Below are 22,264 nucleotides of genomic sequence, written 5' to 3'. Positions count from 1 at the left end.
CGGCATGATCCAAACGGCAGGCCCTAGTCGGACAGCTCCCACACCGCGTGGGCGAGGGCGTCGCTGTTGCGGTTCAGGGCGGTGTCGTCGATGTTGGACGTCGTGTCGCAGGACGAGTGGTAGCAGCGGTCGAAGGACTGCCCCGACGTGCCGCCCCACTTGGCTGCCTGCGCGGCGGTCTTCGTGCGGCCGGCCCCGGTGAACAGCCCGCCCACCGGCACGCCCGCACTCTTGAAGGGCGCGTGGTCGGAGCGGCCGTCGCCCTCGGTCTCGATCTCCGTCGGGACGCCGAGTCCGGCGAAGTAGTCCTTGAACGTCTTCTCGATCGCCGGGTCGTCGTCGTAGACGAAGTAGCCGGCGTTCGGGGAGCCGATCATGTCGAAGTTCAGATAGCCGCTGATCTTCGCGCGGTTGGCGCTGGACAGGTTGTTGACGTAGTGGCGCGAGCCGACGAGTCCCAGCTCCTCAGCGCCCCACCAGGCGAACCGCAGATGCTTGGCGGGCCGGTAGGCGGCCCGGGACACGGCGAGCGCGGTCTCCAGGACCGCCGCCGAACCGGATCCGTTGTCGTTGATGCCGGGTCCCGCGGTGACGCCGTCGAGGTGCGAGCCGGCCATGAGCACCTGGTTGGTGTCGCCGCCGGGCCAGTCGGCGATCAGGTTGTAGCCGGTGCGGCCGGACGCCGTGAACTGCTGGACGGTCGTCGTGTAGCCGGCGGCGTCCAGCTTGGCCTTCACGTAGTCGAGGGACGCCTTGTGGCCGGGGCGGCCATGGGCGCGGTTGCCGCCGTTGGCGGTCGCGATGGACTGGAACTGGGTGAGGTGCGCCTTCACGTTGGCCACGGGGATGTCGGGCGCGGCGGCGAGGGCCTCGGCCCCCGGCGCCGCGCCCGCTATGGATCCGCCGGTGAGCAGGAGGGCGACCGCGACGGCACCAGCCGCCGTCGCGCGCCCGGAGACGGAGAGCTTCATGTGGGGGGCTCCCGAAGTCCAGGGGGATCCTGTGGGATGGCCACAGGGGATCCGGGTGAATGGGGTGACTGGATGGTCAGGCGGAATCTGACTTTCCGTCAAGAGTGCCGTTCGGACAGCGAGCCCTCCGGTCCGGGAGTCACTGCACGCAGAACTCGTTGCCCTCCGGGTCGGTCATCGTGACCCACTCGCCGCCCGGCTCCTTCACCCGCCGCAGGACGTTCGCCCCCAGCTTCTCCAGCCGTTCCACCTCGGCCTCGCGCCGCCCGGCCCCCGCGTGGACGTCCAGGTGCAGCCGGTTCTTCACCGTCTTCGCCTCCGGCACCCGCTGGAACAGCACCCGGCGCCCCAGACCGGTCCCGCTGTCCTCGTCGTACGGGTCCTGCGGATGCCGTACGGCCACCAGGTCCCGGAACGCGAGCCGCCCGTGGAACTCGACGGTGGCCTCCCTGGGCAGCGCGCCCAGGTTCAGCAGCCTTTCGATGAGCGCGTTGTTGTCCTCGACCTCGTAGTGCAGCGCGGCCGCCCAGAAGTCGGCCTGGGCCTGCGGATCGGCGCAGTCGATGACGAGTTTCCAGTGCAGCGGCGCGGGTTCGCTTCCGGGTTCCTGAGTCATGCGACCACTTCTAGAGGGCCGTTGCCCCGGGCGCAACGGATATCGCCAGTCGGCGTAAAGCAGGCGTTTGGGCGCGGGCGGAGGGGTGAAGGCGGCCGGTCGGGCGGAGGTGTTCGGGTGGGACGGAGGGCGGAAGCGGCCGGTCGGGCGGCGGTGGTCCGGCGGGACGGAGGGTGAAGGCGGCCGGTCGGGCGGACCGTCAGGCGTCCACGGCCGCCGACGCCGGCTTCTCCGCCGACCGCGGGGCGCGGGCGATCGCGGCGGCCACCCTGGCCCGCCGCGCGGAGCGCCACGCGTCCGCCGTGAGCAGCGTGAGCGCCAGCCACACCAGCGCGAACCCGGCCCACCGCTCGGCAGGCATGGCCTCGTGGAAGTACAGGATGCCGAGCAGGAACTGGAAGACCGGCGCCAGGTACTGGAGCAGGCCCAGCGTCGACAGCGGCACGCGGATCGCCGCCGCACCGAAGCAGACGAGCGGCAGGGCGGTGACGACACCGGTGGCCGCGAGCAGGGCCATGTGCCCGGCGCCCTCCGTCGCGAACGTCGACTCGCCCCGCGTGGACAGCCACACCAGGTAGGCCACGGCGGGCAGGAACTGGATGGCCGTCTCGGCGGCCAGCGACTCCACTCCGCCGAGATTGACCTTCTTCTTCACGAGCCCGTACGTGGCGAACGAGAAGGCGAGGGTGAGGGAGATCCACGGCGGCCGGCCGTAACCGATCGTCAGGACCACGACTGCGGCGAAGCCGACCCCGACCGCCGCCCACTGCACGGGCCGCAGCCGTTCCTTCAGGAGCAGCACGCCCATGGCGATGGTGACGAGCGGATTGATGAAGTACCCGAGCGACGCCTCGACGACATGGCCCGAGTTCACGGACCAGATGTAGACGCCCCAGTTGACCGTGATCACCGCGGCGGCCACCGCGACCAGGGCGAGGCGCCGGGGCTGCCGCAGCAGCTCGCCCGCCCAGGCCCAGCGCCGCACGAAGGCGAGGGCGACCGCGACGAACACCAGGGACCACGCCATCCGGTGGGCGAGGATCTCGACGGCTCCGGCCGGCTTGAGCAGCGGCCAGAAGAGGGGGACCAGCCCCCACATGCCGTAGGCCGCGAATCCGTTCAGCAGCCCTATGTGCCGCTCGCCCCTGGACTTCCCGGCCACGGTCCCTCCTTCACGCTCTCACCCCGGCCGCGGCGCCTGCCGCGACCTGCTCGAAGGTAACGCCGAAAGCCCCTGCCTGTCATGTCCGTATCGCCATACGGTCATGACAGACAGGGGTTTCGTCGCCGCGTTGGCCTGAGGGGGTCAGTCCTTGAGCGCGGCGGCGATCGCGTCGGCGAGCGGCGTGGTCGGTCGGCCCGCCAGCCGGGAGAGGTCGCCGCTGTCGACGACGAGCTCGCCCTTGGCGATCGAGGTGTCCACCCCCGCAAGCACCGCGGCGAACGGCGCGGGGACCCCGGCACCGGTCAGGATGCCGGTCAGCGCCTCGGCGGAGACGGGGTTCTCGGCGATCTCCCGGCCGGTCTGCCGGCTGAGCTCCGCCGCGTACTCGCCCATGCTCCACGCGACGTCGCCGCCCAGCTCGTACGTCCTGTTCTCGTGTCCCTCACCGGTCAGCACGGCGACGGCCGCGGCCGCGTAGTCGGCGCGGGAGGCCGAGGAGATACGGCCGTCACCGGCGGCGTGCGTGACGGCGTTGTGCGCGAGCACGGGGGCCAGGTTCTCCGTGTAGTTCTCGTGGTACCAGCCGTTGCGCAGCAGCACGTACGGCAGGCCCGACGCGAGCAGCACCTCCTCGGTGGCCCGGTGGTCGTCGGCGAGGGCGGCGGTCAGGGTGCCGGGGGCGCTGGTGTAGGCGAGGAGGGCGACGCCGGCGGCCTTCGCGGCCTCGATGACCGCCCGGTGCTGGCCGACCCGGTCGTTGCCGACCTCGCTGCCGGAGATCAGCAGCACCTTGTCACCCGCGGCGAACAGTCCGTCGAAGGTCTCCGGCGCGTTGTAGTCGGCGACGGCGATCCGTACGCCGCGTTCGGCGAGGTCGGCCGCCTTCTCGGGGGTGCGGGCGACGGCGGTGACCTGCTCGGCCGGCACCTTCTCCAGCAGCTGCTCCACGACGTGGCGGCCCAGGTGCCCGGTGGCTCCGGTGACGACGATGCTCATGATCAGAACTCCTTGTGGGGTGCGGTGTCACCAACCCTAGGAGTAGCGCTAACTGAAGGAAAGTACCCACTTTGAAGTAAGGTACGGGTATGGCAGTAAGTACCGTGTCGACCGTACCGAACACACCGCGCCGGCCCCGTACGGCTCCCGGCAAGTACACGGACGGCGAGGAGATGTGCCCGTACCGCCGGGTGCTGGAGCACGTCACCAGCCGCTGGGGCGTCCTCGTCCTGATGGAACTGCTCGACCGTCCGTACCGCTTCAGCGAACTGCGCCGGACGATCGGGCGCGTCAGCGAGAAGATGCTCACGCAGACCCTCCAGACCCTGGAACGCGACGGCCTGGTCCACCGCGACGCCAAACCGGTGATCCCGCCCAGGGTCGACTACTCCCTGACCGACCTCGGCCGCGAGGCCGCCGAGCAGGTGCGCGCCCTCGCCCTGTGGACCGAGCGCCGGATGGACGACGTGCAGCGGGCGCGCGCCGCCTACGACAGCCGTAGGAGCGAGGCGGCGGCCGAGCGGGACTGACGGCTCCGGGCGGGGGCGGACGGCGCGCGCGAAGCGCGGTACGTGCCGGACGCGGCCGAGGGGGGGCGGCCCGGAGACTCGCTCGCGCTCCCGGCCGCCCTCACCCTCCGCCTCGGACCAGGAGGCCGGTCAGCCCAGGACCGTCCAGGTGTCCCCGCCCGCCAGCAGCGCGGCCAGATCGCCCTTGCCGTTCTGCTCGATCGCGGTGTCGAGCTGCTCGGACATGAGCGTGTCGTACACCGGCCGCTCCACCGAGCGGAACACCCCGATCGGCGTGTGGTGCAGGGTGTCCGGGTCGGCCAGCCGGGACAGCGCGAACGCCGTGGTCGGGGACGCGGAGTGGGCGTCGTGGACCAGGATCCGCGACTCGTTCTCCGGGGTCACCGCCACGACCTTCAGGTCGCCCGTGGCGGCGTCCCGCACGACACCGCGCGAACGGTCCGACCCGAAGCGGATCGGCTGCCCGTGCTCCAGCCGGATCACCGCCTCCTCCGCCTGCTGCTTGTCCTTCAACACCTCGAAGGCGCCGTCGTTGAAGATGTTGCAGTTCTGGTAGATCTCGATGAGCGCCGTCCCCTGGTGGGCGGCCGCCTCCCGCAGCACCTGCGTGAGGTGCTTGCGGTCGGAGTCCACCGTGCGCGCCACGAACGACGCCTCGGCGCCGAGCGCGAGCGACACCGGGTTGAAGGGCGCGTCCAGCGAGCCCATCGGCGTCGACTTGGTGATCTTGCCGATCTCGGAGGTCGGGGAGTACTGGCCCTTCGTCAGGCCGTAGATCCGGTTGTTGAACAGCAGGATCTTGAGGTTGACGTTGCGCCGCAGGGCGTGGATCAGGTGGTTGCCGCCGATCGACAGCGCGTCACCGTCACCCGTCACCACCCACACCGACAGGTCGCGGCGCGAGGTCGCGAGCCCCGTCGCGATCGCGGGCGCCCGCCCGTGGATGGAGTGCATCCCGTACGTGTTCATGTAGTAGGGGAAGCGCGACGAGCAGCCGATGCCCGAGACGAAGACGATGTTCTCCTTGGCCAGGCCCAGCTCCGGCATGAAGCCCTGCACCGCGGCGAGGATCGCGTAGTCACCGCAGCCGGGGCACCAGCGCACCTCCTGGTCGGATTTGAAGTCCTTCATGGACTGGCGGGCCGTGGCCTTGGGGATGAGCGAGAGCGCCTCGATCGTGCCCGTGCCTTCCGGGGACGTCTCAGGCATCGATGGCCTCCTTAAGAGCCTTGGCGAGCTGTTCCGCCTTGAACGGCATGCCGTTGACCTGGTTGTACGAATGGGCGTCCACCAGGTACTTCGCACGGACCAGGGTGGCGAGCTGGCCGAGGTTCATCTCGGGGATCACCACCTTCTCGTACCGCCCGAGTACCGCGCCCAGGTTGCGCGGGAACGGGTTCAGATGGCGCAGATGAGCCTGCGCGACCGCCTCGCCCGTGGTGCGCAGCCGGCGGACCGCGGCCGTGATCGGGCCGTACGTCGACCCCCAGCCCAGCACCAGGGTGCTCGCCTCGTCCGGGTCGTCGACCTCCAGGTCCGGGACCTCGATGCCGTCGATCTTGGCCTGGCGGGTGCGGACCATGAAGTCGTGGTTGGCGGGGGCGTACGAGATGTTGCCCGTGCCGTCCTCCTTCTCGATGCCGCCGATGCGGTGCTCGAGACCCGGGGTGCCCGGGACGGCCCACGGACGGGCGAGCGTCTGCGGGTCCCGCTTGTACGGCCAGAAGACCTCGCTGCCGTCGTCCAGCGTGTGGTTCGGGCCCTGGGCGAACTGCACGGTCAGATCCGGCAGCTCGTCCAGGTCCGGGATGCGCCAGGGCTCCGAGCCGTTGGCCAGGTAACCGTCCGACAGCAGCATCACCGGCGTGCGGTACGTCAGGGCGATCCGGGCCGCTTCCAGGGCCGCGTCGAAGCAGTCCGCCGGGGTGCGGGGCGCGACCACCGGGACCGGTGCCTCGCCGTTGCGCCCGTACATCGCCTGCAGCAGGTCCGCCTGCTCGGTCTTGGTCGGCAGACCCGTCGAGGGACCGCCGCGCTGGATGTCGATCACCAGCAGCGGCAGCTCCAGCGACACGGCGAGCCCGATGGTCTCCGACTTCAGGGCCACACCCGGCCCGGACGTCGTCGTCACCGCGAGCGAACCGCCGAAGGCCGCGCCGAGCGCCGCGCCGATACCGGCGATCTCGTCCTCGGCCTGGAAGGTGCGCACGCCGAAGTTCTTGTGCCGGCTCAGCTCGTGCAGGATGTCCGAGGCCGGGGTGATCGGGTACGAGCCCAGGTACAACGGCAGGTCGGCCTGCCGGGACGCGGCGATCAGGCCGTAGGACAGCGCGAGGTTCCCGGAGATGTTCCGGTAGGTGCCGACGGGGAACGCCTTCGTCGCCGGGGCGATCTCGTAGGAGACGGCGAAGTCCTCCGTCGTCTCGCCGAAGTTCCACCCGGCACGGTAGGCGGCGATATTGGCGGCCGCGATATCGGGCTTCTTGGCGAACTTCGCCTTCAGGAACCTCTCCGTGCCCTCGGTCGGCCGGTGATACATCCAGCTCAACAGACCCAGCGCGAACATGTTCTTGCTGCGCTCGGCCTCTTTACGGCTGAGATCGAATTCCTTCAGCGCCTCGACGGTCAAGGTCGTCAGCGGCACCGGATGAAGGCTGTAACCGTCGAGGGAACCGTCCTCCAGGGGCGAGGTCTCATAGCCGACCTTCTGCATCGCCCGTTTGGTGAACTCGTCCGTGTTGACGATGATCTCCGCACCCCGCGGGAGATCGCCGATATTCGCCTTGAGGGCCGCCGGATTCATCGCGACCAGCACGTTCGGCGCGTCGCCCGGGGTCAGGATGTCATGGTCGGCGAAGTGCAGCTGGAAGGACGACACACCCGGCAGGGTGCCGGCGGGGGCGCGGATCTCCGCGGGGAAGTTCGGCAGCGTCGAGAGGTCGTTGCCGAAGGACGCCGTCTCCGAGGTGAACCGGTCGCCGGTGAGCTGCATACCGTCGCCCGAGTCCCCGGCGAAACGGATGATCACCCGGTCCAGCCGGCGTACGTCCTTCGTCGTTCCCGCCGGTTTGCGCTGCTCTCCCACGACGGCTTCGTCGGCCTGCTCCGCTGGGCTACTGACCTGGCTGGTCACTGAACTGGACCTCCCTCGAGGCGGCTGTCTGGGCATGGCCTTCCGCAAGCCTTCCCAGGATCAACCCTACGTCCGCAAAGGTCGCCCTCCCGGGGCCATTCGCATGACGGACTTGATGATGAAAACGTGCCCCGCCTTTGCTCCCCATGATTCACACGCCCCCCGGCGCTGGACTTGAAGACGCTTTGAGTTCTTTGTTCGGTTGCCGAATCCCTGAGGGTCGATCGCGCGGCGTGGACCGATTACCCGCCGATTGCCCGCCCGGCCGCGGCGGAGTTCGATCAGGAGTTCAGATAGGTGAGGACCGCGAGGACCCGCCGGTGGTCCCCGTCGCTCGGGGACAGCCCGAGCTTGAGGAAGATGTTGCTGACGTGCTTCTCGACGGCTCCGTCGCTCACGACCAGCTGCCGGGCGATCGCCGAGTTGGTCCGGCCCTCCGCCATCAGCCCGAGCACCTCCCGCTCCCGCGGGGTGAGCCCGGCCAGCACGTCCTGCTTGCGGCTGCGGCCCAGCAGTTGGGCGACGACCTCCGGGTCGAGGGCCGTACCCCCCTGGGCCACCCGCACCACGGCGTCCACGAACTCCCTGACCTCCGCCACGCGGTCCTTCAGCAGATAGCCGACCCCGCGGCTGGACCCGGCCAGCAGCTCGGTGGCGTACCGCTCCTCCACGTACTGCGAGAGGACGAGTACCCCGAGTCCCGGGTGCGCCTTGCGCAGCTGGACGGCGGCCCGCACCCCTTCGTCCGTGTGCGTCGGCGGCATCCGGACGTCCGCGACCACCACGTCCGGCAGCTCGCCCTGGGCGTCCAGCTCCGTGATGGTCTTGATCAGCGCCGCGCCGTCCCCGACCCCCGCCACCACGTCGTGCCCGCGGTCGGTCAGCAGCCGCGTCAGTCCCTCCCTCAGCAGCACCGAATCCTCGGCGATGACCACCCGCACCCTGTCCTCCACGATCCTCGGCCCCCCGTGCCCTGGGATTCGGCCGAGCATCCCCCCGGCCCTGACGTCCTCGCGATCTCAGTATCCCGCTTGAGGCCCGCTCGTAGGGGGCCTGTGGACAACGGACCCGCTGACAAGAGGCCTGTGGACAACGGCCCTGTGGACAACGGCCCTGTGGACAACGGCCCTGTGGACAACGGAACGGGGGACGATCCGCCGGACGCGGTTCGGGCCGCGCGCCGCCGGGGGAGCCGCACGCGGATGCCGGTCGCCCGTACGGACGGCCGGCGGGGGGTGCTCGATGCTTGCTTCGTACTGTCACACGGCGTGTACGTCACACGGCGTGCTCGCACACCGCATGTACGTCACACGGCGTGCTCGGCACACGGCGGATCCGGCCCCGCGGTACCGGGAGCCGGATCCCTCGCTCAGCTCCCCGCTCGGCGCGGGGAGTGCTCTATACGGTCCGCCACGGCAGTTCCGCCGTGACGCGGGTCGGCCCGCCCGTCGGTGAGTCGACCACGAGGATGCCGTCGACCGCGTCCAGGCGCTCCGCGAGCCCCGCGAGGCCCGAGCCGGCCGACACGTCGGCGCCGCCGACCCCGTTGTCCACGACCTGCAGCATCAGCCGGTTCTCCACCCGCCACACGTCCACCGACGCCCAGGTGGCCCGCGCGTGCTTGCTGATGTTCTGCAGCAGCTCGGAGACCGTGAAGTACGCGATGCCCTCGATCGCCGGCACCGGACGCCCCTCCAGATCGACCTGGACCTCCACCGGCACGGTGCAGCGCGAGGCCACCGCCGACAGGGCCGCGTCCAGGCCGCGGTCGGTCAGGACCGCCGGGTGGATGCCGCGGGCCAGGTCGCGCAGTTCCTGCAGCGCCGTCTTCACCTCGCCGTGCGCCTCGTCGACCATCTTCGCCGCGGCCCGCGGGTCCTCCGCCAGCTTCTCCTTCGCCAGCCCCAGGTCCATCGCCAGGGCCACCAGACGGGCCTGCGCCCCGTCGTGCAGGTTCCGCTCGATGCGGCGCAGGTCGGCGGCGGCCGTGTCCACGACGGTCCCGCGGTCCGACTCCAGCTCCACCACGCGCGTGGCCAGCCGGGACGGCCCGAGCAGACCGTGCACCATCACCCGGTCGACCGTCGTCAGCGCCCGCACGATCCACGGCGTCGCCAGCGTGAAGACGAGCCCGACCAGCGAGGTGACCGTGATCTCAAACGGGTTGTCGAGATAGATGTTGTGCGTCTCGTCGCCGAACAGCTGCAGACCGTCCTGCCCCGCCCAGACCGGGAAGACCCAGAACCACAGCGGATACGTCAGCAGCGCCCACCCGTACGTCCAGAAGCTCACCGCGACGACGAAGGAGAAGACCGCCCACGGGAAGTTCACCACCGCGTACAGCAGCGCACGCCACGACGTGCCGCTCTTCAGCACCGCTCCGATCCACGCCATGAAGCCGCCCCGGCGGGTCCGCAGGGGCTCCGGCTCGCCCACGTCCAGATGAAGCAGGGCCCGCGCGCGGGTCCGCTCCAGGACGCCGAAGCCCCGGCAGCCGGCGAGGGCCGCCGCCAGCACCGGCACGCCCAGGAACGTCACCAGCAGGCCGGCGCCCAGCGACACCATCGTGACGGCGTACACGAACAACATGATGCTGATCGGCAGCCCCAGCAGGACGTAACCGAACTCCCGCCAGCTGCGTGCCTCGAACGGCGCGCGCAGCACGGCCGGCACCCGGTGCCGCCGCTCACCGTGCTCGGCAAGCCCGCGCTCGGGGTGGCCGAGCCCGTGCCCGTAGCCCTGTCCGTACTCCGTGGCCATCGGCGTCGTCCGTTCTCCTCGTCCCGTCAGCCCCCGTCCGGGGCTGTGCCGTCGTACCTCCACCCTCCTCGACCGCGGGTCCCCGGACCATGGAGACCGTCGGCGTCTCGAACGGGGGGTTTTCCCTACCCCTGGGCGGCGGCACGCGACCGCCACGGCAGCTCGGCCGTCACCGTCGTCGGGCCGCCGTCCGGCGAGTCCACGACGAACAGCCCGTCCACGGCACCCAGCCGGTCCGCGAGCCCCCGCATGCCCGTTCCGCCGTCCAGGCGCGCGCCGCCGCGCCCGTCGTCCCGCACCTGGATGAGCAGCCGGTCGTCCCGGCGCCACACGTCCACCGACGCCGACGCGGCCGCGCTGTGCTTGCTGACGTTCTGCAGCAGCTCGGAGACGGTGAAGTAGGCGATCCCCTCGATGGCCTCCGCCGGTCTGGCCGGCAGGTCCACGGTCACCTTCACCGGCACCGTGCACCGCGAGGCGACCGAGGACAGGGCGGCGTCCAGCCCCCGGTCGGTCAGTACGGCCGGGTGGATGCCGCGCGCCAGATCGCGCAGCTCCTGAAGGGCGAGCTTCACCTCGCCGTGCGCCTCCGCGACCATCTCCGCCGCCGCGTCCGGGTCCTCCAGCAGCTTCTCCTTGGCCAGGCCCAGCCCCATGGCCAGGTTGACCAGACGGGCCTGCGCCCCGTCGTGCAGATCGCGTTCGATACGGCGCAGGTCGGCGGCGGCCGTGTCGACGACGACCCCGCGGTCCGACTCCAGCTCGGCGATACGGCGCTCCAGCTCGTCGGACGGCGACAGCAGGCCGCGCACCATCGCACGGTCCGCGTTCGACAGGCCCCGCGCGATGAACGGCAGCACCGGCCACAGCACGAACAACGACGTCAGCGTGACGACGAAGGTGAGGATGCCCCAGGGCAGCCGGATGAAGTCGTACAGGGCCGTCCGCCAGCCCACCGGGTCCTTCAACGCCAGCCACAACTGCGGGAAGAAGCCGTCCCGCCCGCCGCGCAACGGCAGCCGGCTCGGCTCGTCCACCCGCACCCCGAGCAGCGCACGCGCGCGTGCCCGCTCCAGCCTGCCCAACTGCCGCGCCCCCATGAGCCCGGCCGCGAGCAGCGGGAACCCGATCACCGTCAACGTCAGGGCGGCACCGGTCACCAGCACCGTCATCACATAGACGAAGCCCAGCAGCGACAGCGGGAAGTTCGCCAGAAGGTGGGCGATCTCCTTCCAGGTGTGCCGGTCGTAGGCGAAACGGACGGGCGGCAGCGGCGGCTGCGTGGTCCCGGAGGGCACGGAGGCGCCGCGGGAGGAGCTGGGGCGTTCGGTCATACGGGTCAGCGTGCCGCGCCCGCCGCCGTCGCGCCATGGAGTGGACCGCCTCCGTACCCTGGGGAAAACCCCACCTCCGGGCGGGAGCAGCGGCCCGGAAGGAGCGTGACGGCGCGCCGCGAGACAGGTTCCTCGCGTCCCGCCGGTGCCCCGAGGCGTGACGGGCTGCTTACGGTGTCTTTAGCAGGGCCTAGACTCCCGTGCGTACAGATCGTCGAACAGCGTCGGCAGCGGGGTTCACGGCACTGTTCACGAGATCACGGTCGCAGGACACCGGCCCGGGCGGGTCGGACGAGCCCGGTCCTGGGACATCGGTCACGAGGTCAGGGAGCGAGGGGCGGACGTGTCGGAACAGACCGTCGTCGTCGCGGCGGATGCGTATGACGTCGTCGTCTCGGCGGACTACTTCCAGTCCTACTCGGTCGTCGGACTGCTGGCCGTCGTCGGCGTGCTGTTCGTCGCCGTCGCCTTCGGCGCGGGCCGCCTGCTGCGTCCCGTGGTCCCCACGCCCGAGAAGCTGCTCACGTACGAGTGCGGCGTCGACCCCGTCGGCGAAGGCTGGGCCCACACGCAGGTCCGCTACTACGTGTACGCCTTCCTCTACGTGATCTTCGCGATCGACTCGATCTTCCTCTTCCCCTGGGCGACGGTTTTCGCCGCCCCCGGCTACGGCGCCACCACGCTCGTCGAGATGTTCGTCTTCCTGGGGTTCCTGGCCGTGGGCCTGCTCTACGCATACAAGAAGGGCGTCCTGGCATGGACGTGACGCCAGACACCAACGAGCAGCCGGTACTGCTGCCGGAGCCGAAGCGGCTGGGCGCGCTCGCTCGCCTCGCCCCGGAACCGATGAAGGTGATCCTCAACTGGGGCCGCCGCTACTCGCTCTGGGTCTTCAACTTCGGCCTCGCCTGCTGTGCCATCGAGTTCATCGCCGCGTCGATGGCCCGCCACGACTTCATCCGGCTCGGCGTGATCCCGTTCGCGCCCGGCCCCCGTCAGGCCGACCTGATGGTCGTCTCGGGCACGGTGACCGACAAGATGGCACCGGCCGTGAAGCGCCTGTACGAGCAGATGCCCGAGCCGAAGTACGTCATCTCCTTCGGCGCCTGCTCGAACTGCGGCGGCCCGTACTGGGACTCCTACTCCGTCACCAAGGGCGTCGACCAGATCATCCCGGTCGACGTCTACGTCCCCGGCTGCCCGCCTCGCCCCGAGGCGCTCCTCCAGGGCATCCTCAAGCTCCAGGAGAAGATCGCCCAGGAGTCGCTCGGCGACCGCTATGCGACCCAGCGCCCGTCCACGGCCGCCCTCCAGAGCGGCTTGGTACGAGGGCCGGAGACCCCGGGCACCCGGCCGGCCGACGGCGGCGCCGGCACCGACGCCGGGGAGGCCGGGCGATGACGACGGTCGGCTGGCTGCCCACCCCGGTCGAGGAACTGTTCGGCCCGGACGCCACGGCCGAGGAGTCCTACGACGTCCTCACGGTCGACGTGCCCCCGGCCGCCTGGATCACCGCCCTGGAGACCGCCCGCGACACCCTGGGCTGCACCTACTTCGACTGGCTCAGCGCCGTCGACGAACCCGGCACCGGCTTCCGCGTCGCCGCCCACGTGGCCGCCCTCGCGCCGGTACGCCGTCTCCTCGTCCGCACCACCGTCCCGCACGAGGCGCCCACCCTGCCCTCCGCCGTCGGCGTCTACGCGGGAGCGGCCTGGCACGAGCGCGAGACGCACGAGATGTTCGGCGTGGAGTTCACCGACCACCCCGGCCTCGACCACCTCCTCCTCCCGGAGAACTTCGAGGGCCACCCCCTCCGCAAGGACTTCGTCCTGGCCGCCCGCGTCGCCAAGGCGTGGCCGGGCGCCAAGGAACCCGGCGAGTCCGAGCACGGCGGCCCCAAGCGCCGGCAGATGCTTCCGCCCGGCGTCCCCGACCCCAACGAGTGGGGCCCGCTGAAGGGCCAGCTCCCGCCCGCCCCGTCCCGCCCGGCCCGCGCCGCGGGACGCACCGCCGGGGAACGCCCCGTACGCCGCACCCGCTCCGCCACCGAGGGCTCCGCGAGCCAGGCGGGCGAGGCGCCGGGCGCGGTCGCGGGCCCTGCGGCGAGCCCTGCGGCGGAGGGAACATCCGCCGCCGGCACCCGCCCCCGCCGTACCCGTACGGCGGCCCGGGGCTCCGCCAGCCAGTCCACCCCGGTGCCGGAGGCCGAGACCCCGGCCGAACCCGGCGCCGCCGCACCCCCGGCCCGTCGGTCCCGGAGCGCGAGCGAGGGCTCGGCGTCCCAGCGCACCCCGGCCACCCCCCGGCGCTCCCGCAGCGCCTCGGAGGGCTCGGCCAGCCAGCGCCCGGCACCTGACGCGCAGGCCCCGGCGACCCCGGCACCGGCCCCAGCCCCGGAGTCGGAGGGCGGACCGGCTGCCGCAGCCCCGGACGCCGCCACCGCCTCCGGTACGGCGGCCGCCCCGGACGCGGTCGCCCCCGGCACCGCCGCCCCCCGGACGCCGCGCAGCCCGGACGCCCCCTGGCACCACGCCCGCCCGGCCTTCGAGGAGCCGACCCCCGACACCGCCGAGAAGCCCACCGGACCACAGCCCGAACCCCAGGGCGACCAGGACAGCCCGGACGGCCGGGATAACCGGGGTGGCCGAGACAACCGGGACGGCCAGACCGACCAGACCGAGCGGGACGGCAAGGGGAACCGGCGCGGCCAGACCGACCGGGACGGCCAACCCGACCGGGACGACCGGACCGACCGGCACGATCAGCGCGACCCCCGACCCGACGAAGGCACCGACCCCGCAGGAGGCCCGCGGTGAACGACGCTCTCGACGTCACCCTGCGACTCCTGATCGTCTTCGTCGTCTTCCTCACCTTCCCCCTGCTCGTCGGCCAGACCGAGCACAAGGTGATGGCTCATATGCAGGGCCGCCTCGGCCCCATGTACGCCGGGGGCTTCCACGGCTGGGCCCAGCTCGTCGCCGACGGTGTGAAGTTCGCGCAGAAGGAGGACGTGGTCCCGGCCGGCGCCGACCGCCGCATCTTCCAGCTCGCTCCTGCCGTGGCCCTCCTTCCCTATCTGCTCGTCCTCCTGGCCATCCCCATCGGCCCGGGCGAGGGCGCGGTCGGCGAGGTCGTCGACGCGGGGATCTTCTTCGTCCTGGCGGTCATGGGCGTAGGCGTCCTCGGCTCGCTCATGGCCGGTTGGGCCTCCGCCAACAAGTTCTCCCTTCTCGGCGGTCTGCGGACCGCCGCCCAGCTCCTCGCCTACGAACTCCCGATGCTGCTGACCGCCGCCTCCGTCGCGATGGCGGCCGGCACGGTCTCCCTCGTCGGCATCCTCGACGCGTTCGAGTGGTGGTGGCTGCCCTGGCAGATCGTCGGCGCGATCGTCTTCTTCGTCGCCGGTCTCGCCGAACTCCAGCGCCCTCCCTTCGACATGCCCGTCGCCGACTCGGAGATCATCTTCGGCGCCTACACCGAGTACACCGGTCTGCGCTTCGCTCTCTTCCTCCTCGCCGAGTACGCCGGGATCGTCGTCCTGTGCGGGCTGACCACCGTCCTGTTCCTGGGCGGCTGGCACGGCCCCTGGGGCGCCGATGGTCTCGGCTGGGTCTGGACCCTGCTGAAGACGGCCGTCCTCGCGTTCATCGTGATCTGGCTGCGCGTCACCTACCCCCGACTGCGCGAGGACCAGCTGCAGAAGCTCTCCTGGACCCTCCTCGTCCCCCTCTCGCTCGCCCAGATCGCCCTCACCGGCATCGTCAAGGTGGTGATCCAGTAACCATGGCCCCCATCCCCGGCAGTGGCCTGGCCAAGGGCCTGGCCGTCACCCTCCGCACGATGACGAGGAAGTCCGTCACCGCGCAGTACCCGGACACCCAGCCGGCCCTGCCGCCCCGCAGCCGCGGCGTGATCGGCCTGTTCGAGGAGAACTGCACGGTCTGCATGCTGTGCGCCCGTGAGTGCCCGGACTGGTGCATCTACATCGACTCCCACAAGGAGACGGTCCCGCCGGCGGCTCCCGGTGGCCGTGAGCGCAGCCGCAACGTCCTGGACCGCTTCGCCATCGACTTCTCGCTGTGCATGTACTGCGGTATCTGCATCGAGGTCTGTCCTTTCGACGCCCTGTTCTGGTCCCCGGAGTTCGAGTACGCCGAGACCGACATCCGTGACCTCACCCACGAGCGCGACAAGCTGCGCGAGTGGATGTGGACCGTCCCCGCCCCGCCCGCCCTGGACCCCGGTGCGGAGGAGCCCAAGGAGATCGCCGCCGCCCGTAAGGCCGCCGAGAAGCTGGCGGCCGCGCAGGCGGAACCGCGGACGGAACCGGGCACTGACACGCGGGAGGGCCAGGCGTGAGCCTCACCGCAGCGGCCGTCACCGCCCACGCCGTCGCCACCCAGACCGTGACCACGCACGCCCTGACGGTTCACGCGGCACCATCGGAGGGCTCGCACGGCTTTCTCTCGCCGACGGGCGTCGAGATCACGTTCCTGCTCGTCGGCCTGGTCACTTTCGGCGCCGCCCTCGTCACCGTCACCACCCGGCAGCTGGTGCACGCCGCCCTGTGGCTGGTGGTGGCGCTCGGCGGACTCGCCGTCGAATACCTCCTCCTGACGGCCGAGTTCATCGCCTGGGTGCAGGTCCTCATCTATGTGGGGTCCGTCGTCGTCCTCCTTCTGTTCGGTCTGATGCTGACGCGGGCTCCCATCGGCCGCTCCCCGGACGCCGACTCCGGGAACCGCTGGGCCGCCCTGGCCGTGGCCGCCGTCGCCGCGGTCACGCTCGTCTGGGTGGTCGTCGACGCCTTCCGCACCACCTGGATCGATCTGGACGGCCCCGCCGCCGGCTCCACCCAGGCCACCGGCGAGAGCCTCTTCCAGAACTGGGTCCTCCCCTTCGAGGGCCTGTCCGTCCTCCTCCTCGCCGCGCTGGTCGGCGCGATCGTCCTGTCCCGTAAAGCGAAGGCCGAGCCAGGCTCTCCCTCTCTGAACTCCCGAGCCACGCCCGCGAGTTCCCCTTCCGTCCCGGATTCCCGTAATCACCCGATCGGGCGAAATGGGGTTTCCGGGGGAACCGAACCCGGGACGCCCGAAGGAACCGAGCCCGAGACGCCCGAAGGAACCGCGCGGGCCAAGCAGGAAGGCGCCCGCTGATGCATCTCGCCTACCCCGCCGTGCTGTCCGCCCTGCTGTTCTGCACCGGCCTCTACGGCGTCCTCGCCCGCCGCAACGCGATCCTGGTCCTGATGTCGGTCGAGCTGATGCTCAACGCCGTCAACCTCAACCTGGTCGCCTTCGACGTCTGGCTCAGCCGGGCCGCCGCGGACACCCTCCACTCCGGTCAGGCCCTGACCCTCTTCACGATCACCATCGCCGCCGCCGAGATCGGCATCGGCCTGGCGATCGTGCTCGCCGTCCACCGCAACCGCGGCACCTCGGACATCGACCGGCTCCGCGACACCGCGGAGGGCCACGACCCCGATCACGACAGCCCCACCGCCGGGCGGGCCGAGAAGGCTGAGGCCACCGCGTGACCACGACCACCCTCGCCGTACTGGTCCCCCTCCTCCCCTTCCTCGGCGCCGCGGCCGGCCTGCTCCTGGGCCGTACGACCCCGGGCTTCGTCCGGCCCCTCGCCGTCCTGCCGACCCTCGCGTCGCTGGTACTGGCTGCCGTCGTCGCCGTGCGCCAGGGCGGCGACCAGGCGATCACCGCCGCCACCGAGCTCACACCCACCGGCTCGGTGCCGATCGAACTAGCCCTGGACATCGACGGCTTCGCCGCGCTGGTCGCCGTACTCGTGACCCTCGTCGCGACCTGCGTGCAGGTGTACTCCACGGGCTACCTCCGCGAAGACCGCCGCTACCCCTCGTACGCCGCGCTCGTCTCCCTGTTCACCTCCGCCATGCTGCTCGTCGTCTACTCCGGCGACCTGATGGTGCTGCTGGTCGGCTGGGAGATCATGGGCATCTGCTCGTACTTCCTCGTCGGTCACTACTGGGAGACCCCGGAGGCCCGAGCCGCCTCCATCAAGGCCTTCCTGGTGACCAAGCTCGGTGACGTCCCCTTCCTCATCGGCCTGTTCGCGCTCGCCACCGACGCCGGGTCCTTCCGCATCACGAAGATCCTCGGCACCGTCGCGAGCGGCGGCCTCGACCACCCGACCGTCATCGCGCTGCTGCTCCTCGCGGGAGTGGCGGGCAAGTCGGCGCAGTTCCCGCTGCACACCTGGCTGCCCGACGCGATGGCCGGTCCGACGCCGGTCTCCGCGCTGATCCACGCCGCGACGATGGTCGCCGCCGGTGTCTACTTCGTCGCCCGCCTCCTCCCGGTCTTCGAGGCCTCACAGGCCGCGATGGTCGTACTCGCCGTGATGGCCGCCGTCACGATGGTCGGCTCCGGCCTCGCCGCGCTCGCCCAGGACGACATCAAGCGCGTCCTCGCCTACTCCACGATCGGCCAGCTCGGTTACATGACGGGCGCCCTGGCCGTCGGCGATCGCGGTGCCGCCGTCTTCCACCTCCTCTCGCACGGCGCCTTCAAGGCCCTGCTCTTCCTCGCGGCCGGCGTGATCATCCACGCCGCCGGCACCAACTCGCTGGCTGTCATGTCCCGCATGGGCCATCTGCGCGACCGCGTCCCGGACGCCTTCTGGACGATGACCGTGGCACTCCTCGCGCTCGCCGCGATCCCGCCGTTCAGCGGCTTCTTCTCCAAGGAGTCCGTCCTCGGAGCGGCCGAGCATGTCGCCACCGGCCACACCGAGCACGCCCCCGACGCCGCCGGCTGGACCGTCCTGATCGCCGGAGTGGTCACCGCCCTGCTCACCGCCGCGTACGCGACCCGGCTGTGGCTGCTCGCCTTCCGCGGCCGGGGTGTCGAGGCCCCCGACCACGGCAGGCAGCCGCTGACGATGACCGTGGTGCTGTGGGTGCTGGCCGTGCCCTCCCTGGCACTCGGCGGATTCGCCTACCGCGTGCTCCCCGACTGGTTCGACGGCGACGACCTCGCCCCCGCCCTCACCACGTCCGTCCTCGGCACCGGTGTCGCCCTCATCGGCGGCATCGTCACCTACGCGGCCTGGCGGCACACGACCTCGCTGGCGATCGGCATCCCGCTGGGCGCGGTCGCCGCGCACCCCGAGGGCGACGCCGGGCAGGTCGAGGCGGAGGCCATCGCCAGTCACGCGCCCGTGTACGGGGGAGTGGCCTACGCACCCGACCCGGCGGACCCCGGGAGGCTGCTGCTCGGCCCGCTGCACCGCCACGCGGCCGTCGGCTTCCACCTCGACGCGGTCTACCGGACCCTCTTCGTCCGACCGGTCCAGGGCGGCGCCGCCCTCGTCCGGTTCCTCGACCGCGAGGTCGTCGACACCTACGTACGCGGCGCCGGCGCCCTTCCGCGCTGGCTGGGCATCGCCGTGCGACGCGCCCAGACCGGCAATGTGCAGACCTATGTGAGCGCGCTGCTCGCCGGCACCGTCGTCCTCGCGGTCGCCGCCGTCCTCGTCGCCACGGGAGCGTGAGCAGGCGTGATCGATATCAACGAGTCCGTGATGCAGTTCCTTCTGGCGTTCGTCGTCGTCGGGCCGCTCCTCGGCGCGGCCGCCGCTCTCCTGCCCGCCCCGCCGGGGCTGAAGGGGAAGTCACCCGAGCAGGCGGTGCTCCGGCACGGCGTGACCGTGACCGGCGTGGTGCTCATCGCGGCGATCGTCCTCGCGCTGGGCTTCGACCACGACCAGCCGTCCAAGATGCAGGCCGGCACGGACATCAGCTGGATCCCCGCACTCGACGTGCGCATCCACCTCGGCGTCGACGGCATCTCCCTCCCCCTTCTGGTCCTGACCGCGCTGCTGACCTTCCTCTGCGCGCTCTACTCGTACTTCAAGATGCCTTCCGGGCCCACCCCGAAGGCGTTCGTCGCCCTGCTGCTCCTGCTGGAAGGCGGCACCCTCGCCACCTTCGCCGTCCTCGACCTGCTGCTCTTCTTCCTCGCCTTCGAGACGGTCCTCATCCCGATGTACTTCCTCATTGCCCGCTGGGGCGGCGACGGCCGGGCCGCGGCCGCCTGGAAGTTCATCCTCTACACGCTGCTCGGCTCCGTCGTGATGCTGCTCGGCCTGCTCCTGATCGGTCTCAAGGCGGGCACGTTCGACATGGTGGCACTCGCCACTGACAACGGCCGGTCACTCACCGCGTCCGTGCAGGTCATCGCCGTTCTGGCGATCGGTCTCGGGCTGGCGGTCAAGACGCCGATGTGGCCCCTGCACAGCTGGCTGCCCGACGCCCACACCGCGGCGCCGACCGTCGGCTCGGTCCTGCTGGCCGGCGTCCTGCTGAAGATGGGCACGTACGGGTTCGTGCGCATCCTGCTGCCGATCGCCCCGGACGGCTTCGCCGACTTCGCGCCCTACCTCGCCGCGTTCGCGGTCGTCGGCATCGTCTACGGATCGCTCGCCTGCCTGGCGCTGGCCAAGCAGGGCGCGAAGGGCGACCTCAAGCGCCTCATCGCCTACTCGTCCGTCGGGCACATGGGCTTCGTCCTGCTCGGCATCGCCACGATGACCCCGACCGGCGTGAACGGCGCCCTGTTCGCCAACATCGCCCACGGCCTGATCACCGGCCTGCTGTTCTTCCTGGTCGGCGCGCTGAAGGACCGGACCGGCACGACCGACCTCGACACCCTCGCCCAGGAGACCGGCGCCGCGCTGTACGGCAAGGCGCCCCGCCTGGGCGGACTGCTCGCCTTCGCGGCGGTCGCCTCGCTGGGACTGCCCGGCCTCGCCGGGTTCTGGGGCGAGATGCTCGCGTTGTTCGGGGCGTTCGACCCCGCCGCAGGGCTCAGCCGCCCGGCCTTCCTCACCTTCATGGCGATCGGCGCCTTCGGCACCCTGCTCACCGCCGCGTACCTGCTCGTCGTGGTGCGCCGCGTCTGCATGGGCGCGGTCCCGCAGGACGCCCCGCGACTCGCCGACGTCCACAGGTACGAGTTCGCGGCCTGGACCCCCCTGGTCGTCCTCACCGTCGTCGCCGGCCTCTGGCCGAAGACCCTCCTCGGCCTCACCGACCCGGCCGTGCAGCAGCTCCTCGCAGGAGGCACCCGATGAGCTCCCCGGCCCAGCCCCTCGCCGAGTCCCTGGTCCAGTCCGTCGACTGGCTCGCCATCGCGCCGCCTACCGTCGCGGCCGCCGTGGCCCTCGCGGTCCTCGTCGCCGACCTGTTCGTCCCCGAGGGCAGGAAGGCCCTGCTGGGCTGGGCGTCCGTGGCGGGACTCGCCGCCGCCGCGCTCCTGCTGCTGCCGCTCCTGGACGGTGACCGCTCCACGTTCTGCCTCACCGGCGCCCCGGACGTGTGCAGCTACACCGCCGACCGCTTCACCCTCGTCATCCAGTTCCTCGTCCTCGGAGGTGCCCTTCTCGCGGCCCTCCTCTCGGTCACGGCGCTGAAGGACGCCAGGAAGGAACTCGCCGAAGGGGAGTACTGGTTCCTGCTGCTGTCCTCCGCCGCAGGAGCGGCGCTGCTGCCCGCCGCCCGCGACCTGGCGACCCTCGTCGTCGCCCTGGAAGTCGCCTCGCTCCCCGCGTTCGCCCTGGTCGGCCTCCGCCGCGGCGACCGCAGGTCCTCCGAAGCGGCCCTCAAGTTCTTCCTGTCGTCGGTCACCGCCACCGCGGTCAGCCTCATGGGCATCAGCTTCGTGTACGCCGCGACGGGCACCCTGCACCTCACCCGGCTCGCCGAACGCATCCAGGACGTCGACGGCCAGCTCCAGACGCTCACCCAGACCGGCGTGGTCCTCACCCTGGTCGGCTTCGCCTTCAAGACGGCCGCCGTGCCCTTCCACTTCTGGGTGCCGGACACCTACATCGGTGCGCCCCTGCCGGTCGCCGCCTATCTGTCGGTCGTCGGCAAGGCGGTCGGCTTCACCGGCCTGATCCTCGTCACCGTCGTCGCGCTGCCGACGTACGCCGACGTCTGGGGCCCGGCGCTCGCCGCGCTCGCCGCGCTCACCATGACCGTCGGCAACGTCGGTGCCCTGCGGCAGCAGGCCACGCGCGCGTACAGCGCGGTACGCCTGCTCGCCTGGTCCTCCGTCGGCCAGGCCGGCTACCTCCTCGTACCGATCGCCGCCGCCGCGTACTCCGGCGACGCGGAGCGTTCCATCGGCTCCACCGTGGCCTACGCGCTCATGTACGGCGCCGTGAACCTGGGCGCCTTCGCGGTGGCCGCACTCGTCGGCCGTACGAAGACCCTCAACCGCGTCAGCGACTACCGCGGCCTGTACGCCCGCAACCCCGTGTCCGCCCTGGTCCTGGCCTTCTTCCTGCTCTGCCTCGCGGGGCTGCCGCCGGGGATCATCGGCCTGTTCGCCAAGGTCACCGTCTTCTCCGCCGCCGTCGACGCGGGCCTGGGCTGGCTGGCCGTGGTGATGGCGGTCAACGTCGTGATCGCCCTCTTCTACTACCTCCAGTGGACGGCCCTGCTGTTCCGCGCCCCCGAGGGCGAACAGGTCAGGCACCTCCCGGTCGCGCCGGTGACGGCGGCGATCGCCCTCGCCGGCGTCATCGCCGTCGCCCTGTCCGGGGCACCCCAGCTGGTCCTGCGCTTCGCCGACACCGGGCTCTTCTGACCCCGCGGCCGGGCACGCGCGCGTGCCCGCGTACACCGGGGCCTCACCCGGACGGCCCAGGGATGGTGGCGGCCGACCAGGGAACCCGTGACCTTCGCCTGGCGTTGACCAGTACAGAAGGGTCCACTGGA

Annotated in this window: 20 protein-coding genes; 11 read left to right on the top strand and 9 right to left on the bottom strand. The window is 71.4% G+C overall.

Annotated elements, in window-relative coordinates; genetic code table 11:
* Positions 1-23: 23 nt before the first annotated feature.
* The 4 genes from ACFV46_RS03775 to ACFV46_RS03760 form a co-directional block, all read right to left on the bottom strand.
* Positions 24-971, bottom strand: coding sequence for a M28 family metallopeptidase (locus tag ACFV46_RS03775; protein WP_361925571.1), 948 nt, complete (start codon positions 969-971; stop codon positions 24-26).
* Positions 972-1,110: 139 nt separating this feature from the next.
* Entirely contained in the window at positions 1,111-1,587 is a 477-nt protein-coding gene (locus ACFV46_RS03770; protein WP_385496898.1) for a VOC family protein, read from the bottom strand.
* Positions 1,588-1,786: 199 nt separating this feature from the next.
* A complete protein-coding gene (rarD, locus tag ACFV46_RS03765; RefSeq protein ID WP_361925574.1) occupies positions 1,787-2,749 on the bottom strand; it encodes an EamA family transporter RarD in 963 nt (320 codons plus the stop codon).
* Positions 2,750-2,893: 144 nt separating this feature from the next.
* Positions 2,894-3,748 carry an SDR family oxidoreductase gene (locus ACFV46_RS03760; RefSeq protein WP_385496897.1) on the bottom strand — a complete coding sequence of 285 codons (855 nt, stop codon included), beginning with the start codon at positions 3,746-3,748 and terminating at the stop codon, positions 2,894-2,896.
* Positions 3,749-3,837: 89 nt separating this feature from the next.
* On the opposite strand from ACFV46_RS03760, the gene ACFV46_RS03755 reads away from it, so the two are divergent.
* A complete protein-coding gene (locus ACFV46_RS03755; RefSeq protein WP_385496896.1) occupies positions 3,838-4,278 on the top strand; it encodes a winged helix-turn-helix transcriptional regulator in 441 nt (146 codons plus the stop codon).
* A gap of 129 nt (positions 4,279-4,407) precedes the next feature.
* On the opposite strand, the gene ACFV46_RS03750 is transcribed toward ACFV46_RS03755, so the two are convergent.
* The 5 genes from ACFV46_RS03750 to ACFV46_RS03730 all read right to left on the bottom strand — a co-directional run bounded on the left by ACFV46_RS03750 (position 4,408) and on the right by ACFV46_RS03730 (position 11,505).
* Entirely contained in the window at positions 4,408-5,487 is a 1,080-nt protein-coding gene (locus ACFV46_RS03750; protein WP_376728955.1) for a 2-oxoacid:ferredoxin oxidoreductase subunit beta, read from the bottom strand.
* Positions 5,480-7,411: a 2-oxoacid:acceptor oxidoreductase subunit alpha gene (locus ACFV46_RS03745; RefSeq protein WP_385496895.1), complete on the bottom strand. Its 1,932-nt coding sequence runs from the start codon at positions 7,409-7,411 to the stop codon at positions 5,480-5,482. Before ACFV46_RS03745 ends, ACFV46_RS03750 begins: the two co-directional genes overlap by 8 nt.
* Positions 7,412-7,692: 281 nt before the next feature.
* Positions 7,693-8,403, bottom strand: a complete 711-nt coding sequence (locus ACFV46_RS03740) for a response regulator transcription factor (protein ID WP_361925581.1) — start codon at positions 8,401-8,403, stop codon at positions 7,693-7,695.
* Positions 8,404-8,809: 406 nt separating this feature from the next.
* Entirely contained in the window at positions 8,810-10,171 is a 1,362-nt protein-coding gene (locus tag ACFV46_RS03735) for a sensor histidine kinase (protein ID WP_385496893.1), read from the bottom strand.
* Between the two features lie 125 nt (positions 10,172-10,296).
* A complete protein-coding gene (locus ACFV46_RS03730; RefSeq protein WP_361925585.1) occupies positions 10,297-11,505 on the bottom strand; it encodes a sensor domain-containing protein in 1,209 nt (402 codons plus the stop codon).
* 343 nt (positions 11,506-11,848) lie between these two features.
* On the opposite strand from ACFV46_RS03730, the gene ACFV46_RS03725 reads away from it, so the two are divergent.
* The 10 genes from ACFV46_RS03725 to ACFV46_RS03680 are packed head-to-tail and all read left to right on the top strand — an operon-like array spanning position 11,849 to position 22,133.
* On the top strand, positions 11,849-12,271 hold the full coding sequence (locus tag ACFV46_RS03725; protein WP_055622584.1) for an NADH-quinone oxidoreductase subunit A: 423 nt from the start codon (positions 11,849-11,851) through the stop codon (positions 12,269-12,271).
* A complete protein-coding gene (locus ACFV46_RS03720) occupies positions 12,262-12,906 on the top strand; it encodes an NADH-quinone oxidoreductase subunit B (protein WP_385496891.1) in 645 nt (214 codons plus the stop codon). Before ACFV46_RS03725 ends, ACFV46_RS03720 begins: the two co-directional genes overlap by 10 nt.
* Positions 12,903-14,321 (top strand): NADH-quinone oxidoreductase subunit C, encoded by a 1,419-nt coding sequence (locus ACFV46_RS03715; RefSeq protein WP_385496890.1) that lies wholly within the window; start codon positions 12,903-12,905, stop codon positions 14,319-14,321. Before ACFV46_RS03720 ends, ACFV46_RS03715 begins: the two co-directional genes overlap by 4 nt.
* Positions 14,318-15,286 carry a complex I subunit 1 family protein gene (locus ACFV46_RS03710; RefSeq protein WP_151785367.1) on the top strand — a complete coding sequence of 323 codons (969 nt, stop codon included), beginning with the start codon at positions 14,318-14,320 and terminating at the stop codon, positions 15,284-15,286. The genes ACFV46_RS03715 and ACFV46_RS03710 overlap by 4 nt, the downstream gene beginning before the upstream one ends.
* A 2-nt stretch (positions 15,287-15,288) precedes the next feature.
* Positions 15,289-15,864, top strand: coding sequence for a NuoI/complex I 23 kDa subunit family protein (locus tag ACFV46_RS03705; RefSeq protein ID WP_385496889.1), 576 nt, complete (start codon positions 15,289-15,291; stop codon positions 15,862-15,864).
* A gap of 47 nt (positions 15,865-15,911) precedes the next feature.
* Positions 15,912-16,661, top strand: a complete 750-nt coding sequence (locus ACFV46_RS03700; protein WP_385496978.1) for an NADH-quinone oxidoreductase subunit J — start codon at positions 15,912-15,914, stop codon at positions 16,659-16,661.
* A complete protein-coding gene (gene nuoK / locus ACFV46_RS03695; protein WP_361925593.1) occupies positions 16,661-17,041 on the top strand; it encodes an NADH-quinone oxidoreductase subunit NuoK in 381 nt (126 codons plus the stop codon). Before ACFV46_RS03700 ends, nuoK begins: the two co-directional genes overlap by 1 nt.
* Positions 17,038-19,032, top strand: coding sequence for an NADH-quinone oxidoreductase subunit L (locus ACFV46_RS03690; protein WP_385496888.1), 1,995 nt, complete (start codon positions 17,038-17,040; stop codon positions 19,030-19,032). The genes nuoK and ACFV46_RS03690 overlap by 4 nt, the downstream gene beginning before the upstream one ends.
* 6 nt (positions 19,033-19,038) lie before the next feature.
* Positions 19,039-20,613: an NADH-quinone oxidoreductase subunit M gene (locus ACFV46_RS03685; RefSeq protein WP_385496886.1), complete on the top strand. Its 1,575-nt coding sequence runs from the start codon at positions 19,039-19,041 to the stop codon at positions 20,611-20,613.
* Positions 20,610-22,133, top strand: coding sequence for an NADH-quinone oxidoreductase subunit N (locus ACFV46_RS03680; RefSeq protein WP_385496884.1), 1,524 nt, complete (start codon positions 20,610-20,612; stop codon positions 22,131-22,133). Before ACFV46_RS03685 ends, ACFV46_RS03680 begins: the two co-directional genes overlap by 4 nt.
* The last annotated feature ends 131 nt before the right edge of the window (positions 22,134-22,264 follow it).

Origin of the sequence: Streptomyces sp. NPDC059852 (assembly GCF_042731455.1) — a bacterium.
In the GTDB taxonomy this organism is placed as follows: domain Bacteria; phylum Actinomycetota; class Actinomycetes; order Streptomycetales; family Streptomycetaceae; genus Streptomyces.
Note: the sequence above shows the minus strand (reverse complement) of the source record. Positions and strands in the feature narration are given on the sequence as shown.

Excerpts from the sequence above, each read along its gene's own strand:
- ACFV46_RS03775 (WP_361925571.1), bottom strand. The coding sequence starts at position 971 with ATGAAGCTCTCCGTCTCCGGGCGCGCGACGGCGGCTGGTGCCGTCGCG.
- ACFV46_RS03770 (WP_385496898.1), bottom strand. The coding sequence starts at position 1,587 with ATGACTCAGGAACCCGGAAGCGAACCCGCGCCGCTGCACTGGAAACTC.
- ACFV46_RS03760 (WP_385496897.1), bottom strand. The coding sequence starts at position 3,748 with ATGAGCATCGTCGTCACCGGAGCCACCGGGCACCTGGGCCGCCACGTC.
- ACFV46_RS03755 (WP_385496896.1), top strand. The coding sequence starts at position 3,838 with ATGGCAGTAAGTACCGTGTCGACCGTACCGAACACACCGCGCCGGCCC.
- ACFV46_RS03750 (WP_376728955.1), bottom strand. The coding sequence starts at position 5,487 with ATGCCTGAGACGTCCCCGGAAGGCACGGGCACGATCGAGGCGCTCTCG.
- ACFV46_RS03740 (WP_361925581.1), bottom strand. The coding sequence starts at position 8,403 with ATGCTCGGCCGAATCCCAGGGCACGGGGGGCCGAGGATCGTGGAGGAC.
- ACFV46_RS03735 (WP_385496893.1), bottom strand. The coding sequence starts at position 10,171 with ATGGCCACGGAGTACGGACAGGGCTACGGGCACGGGCTCGGCCACCCC.
- ACFV46_RS03730 (WP_361925585.1), bottom strand. The coding sequence starts at position 11,505 with ATGACCGAACGCCCCAGCTCCTCCCGCGGCGCCTCCGTGCCCTCCGGG.
- ACFV46_RS03720 (WP_385496891.1), top strand. The coding sequence starts at position 12,262 with ATGGACGTGACGCCAGACACCAACGAGCAGCCGGTACTGCTGCCGGAG.
- ACFV46_RS03715 (WP_385496890.1), top strand. The coding sequence starts at position 12,903 with ATGACGACGGTCGGCTGGCTGCCCACCCCGGTCGAGGAACTGTTCGGC.
- ACFV46_RS03705 (WP_385496889.1), top strand. The coding sequence starts at position 15,289 with ATGGCCCCCATCCCCGGCAGTGGCCTGGCCAAGGGCCTGGCCGTCACC.
- nuoK (WP_361925593.1), top strand. The coding sequence starts at position 16,661 with ATGCATCTCGCCTACCCCGCCGTGCTGTCCGCCCTGCTGTTCTGCACC.
- ACFV46_RS03680 (WP_385496884.1), top strand. The coding sequence starts at position 20,610 with ATGAGCTCCCCGGCCCAGCCCCTCGCCGAGTCCCTGGTCCAGTCCGTC.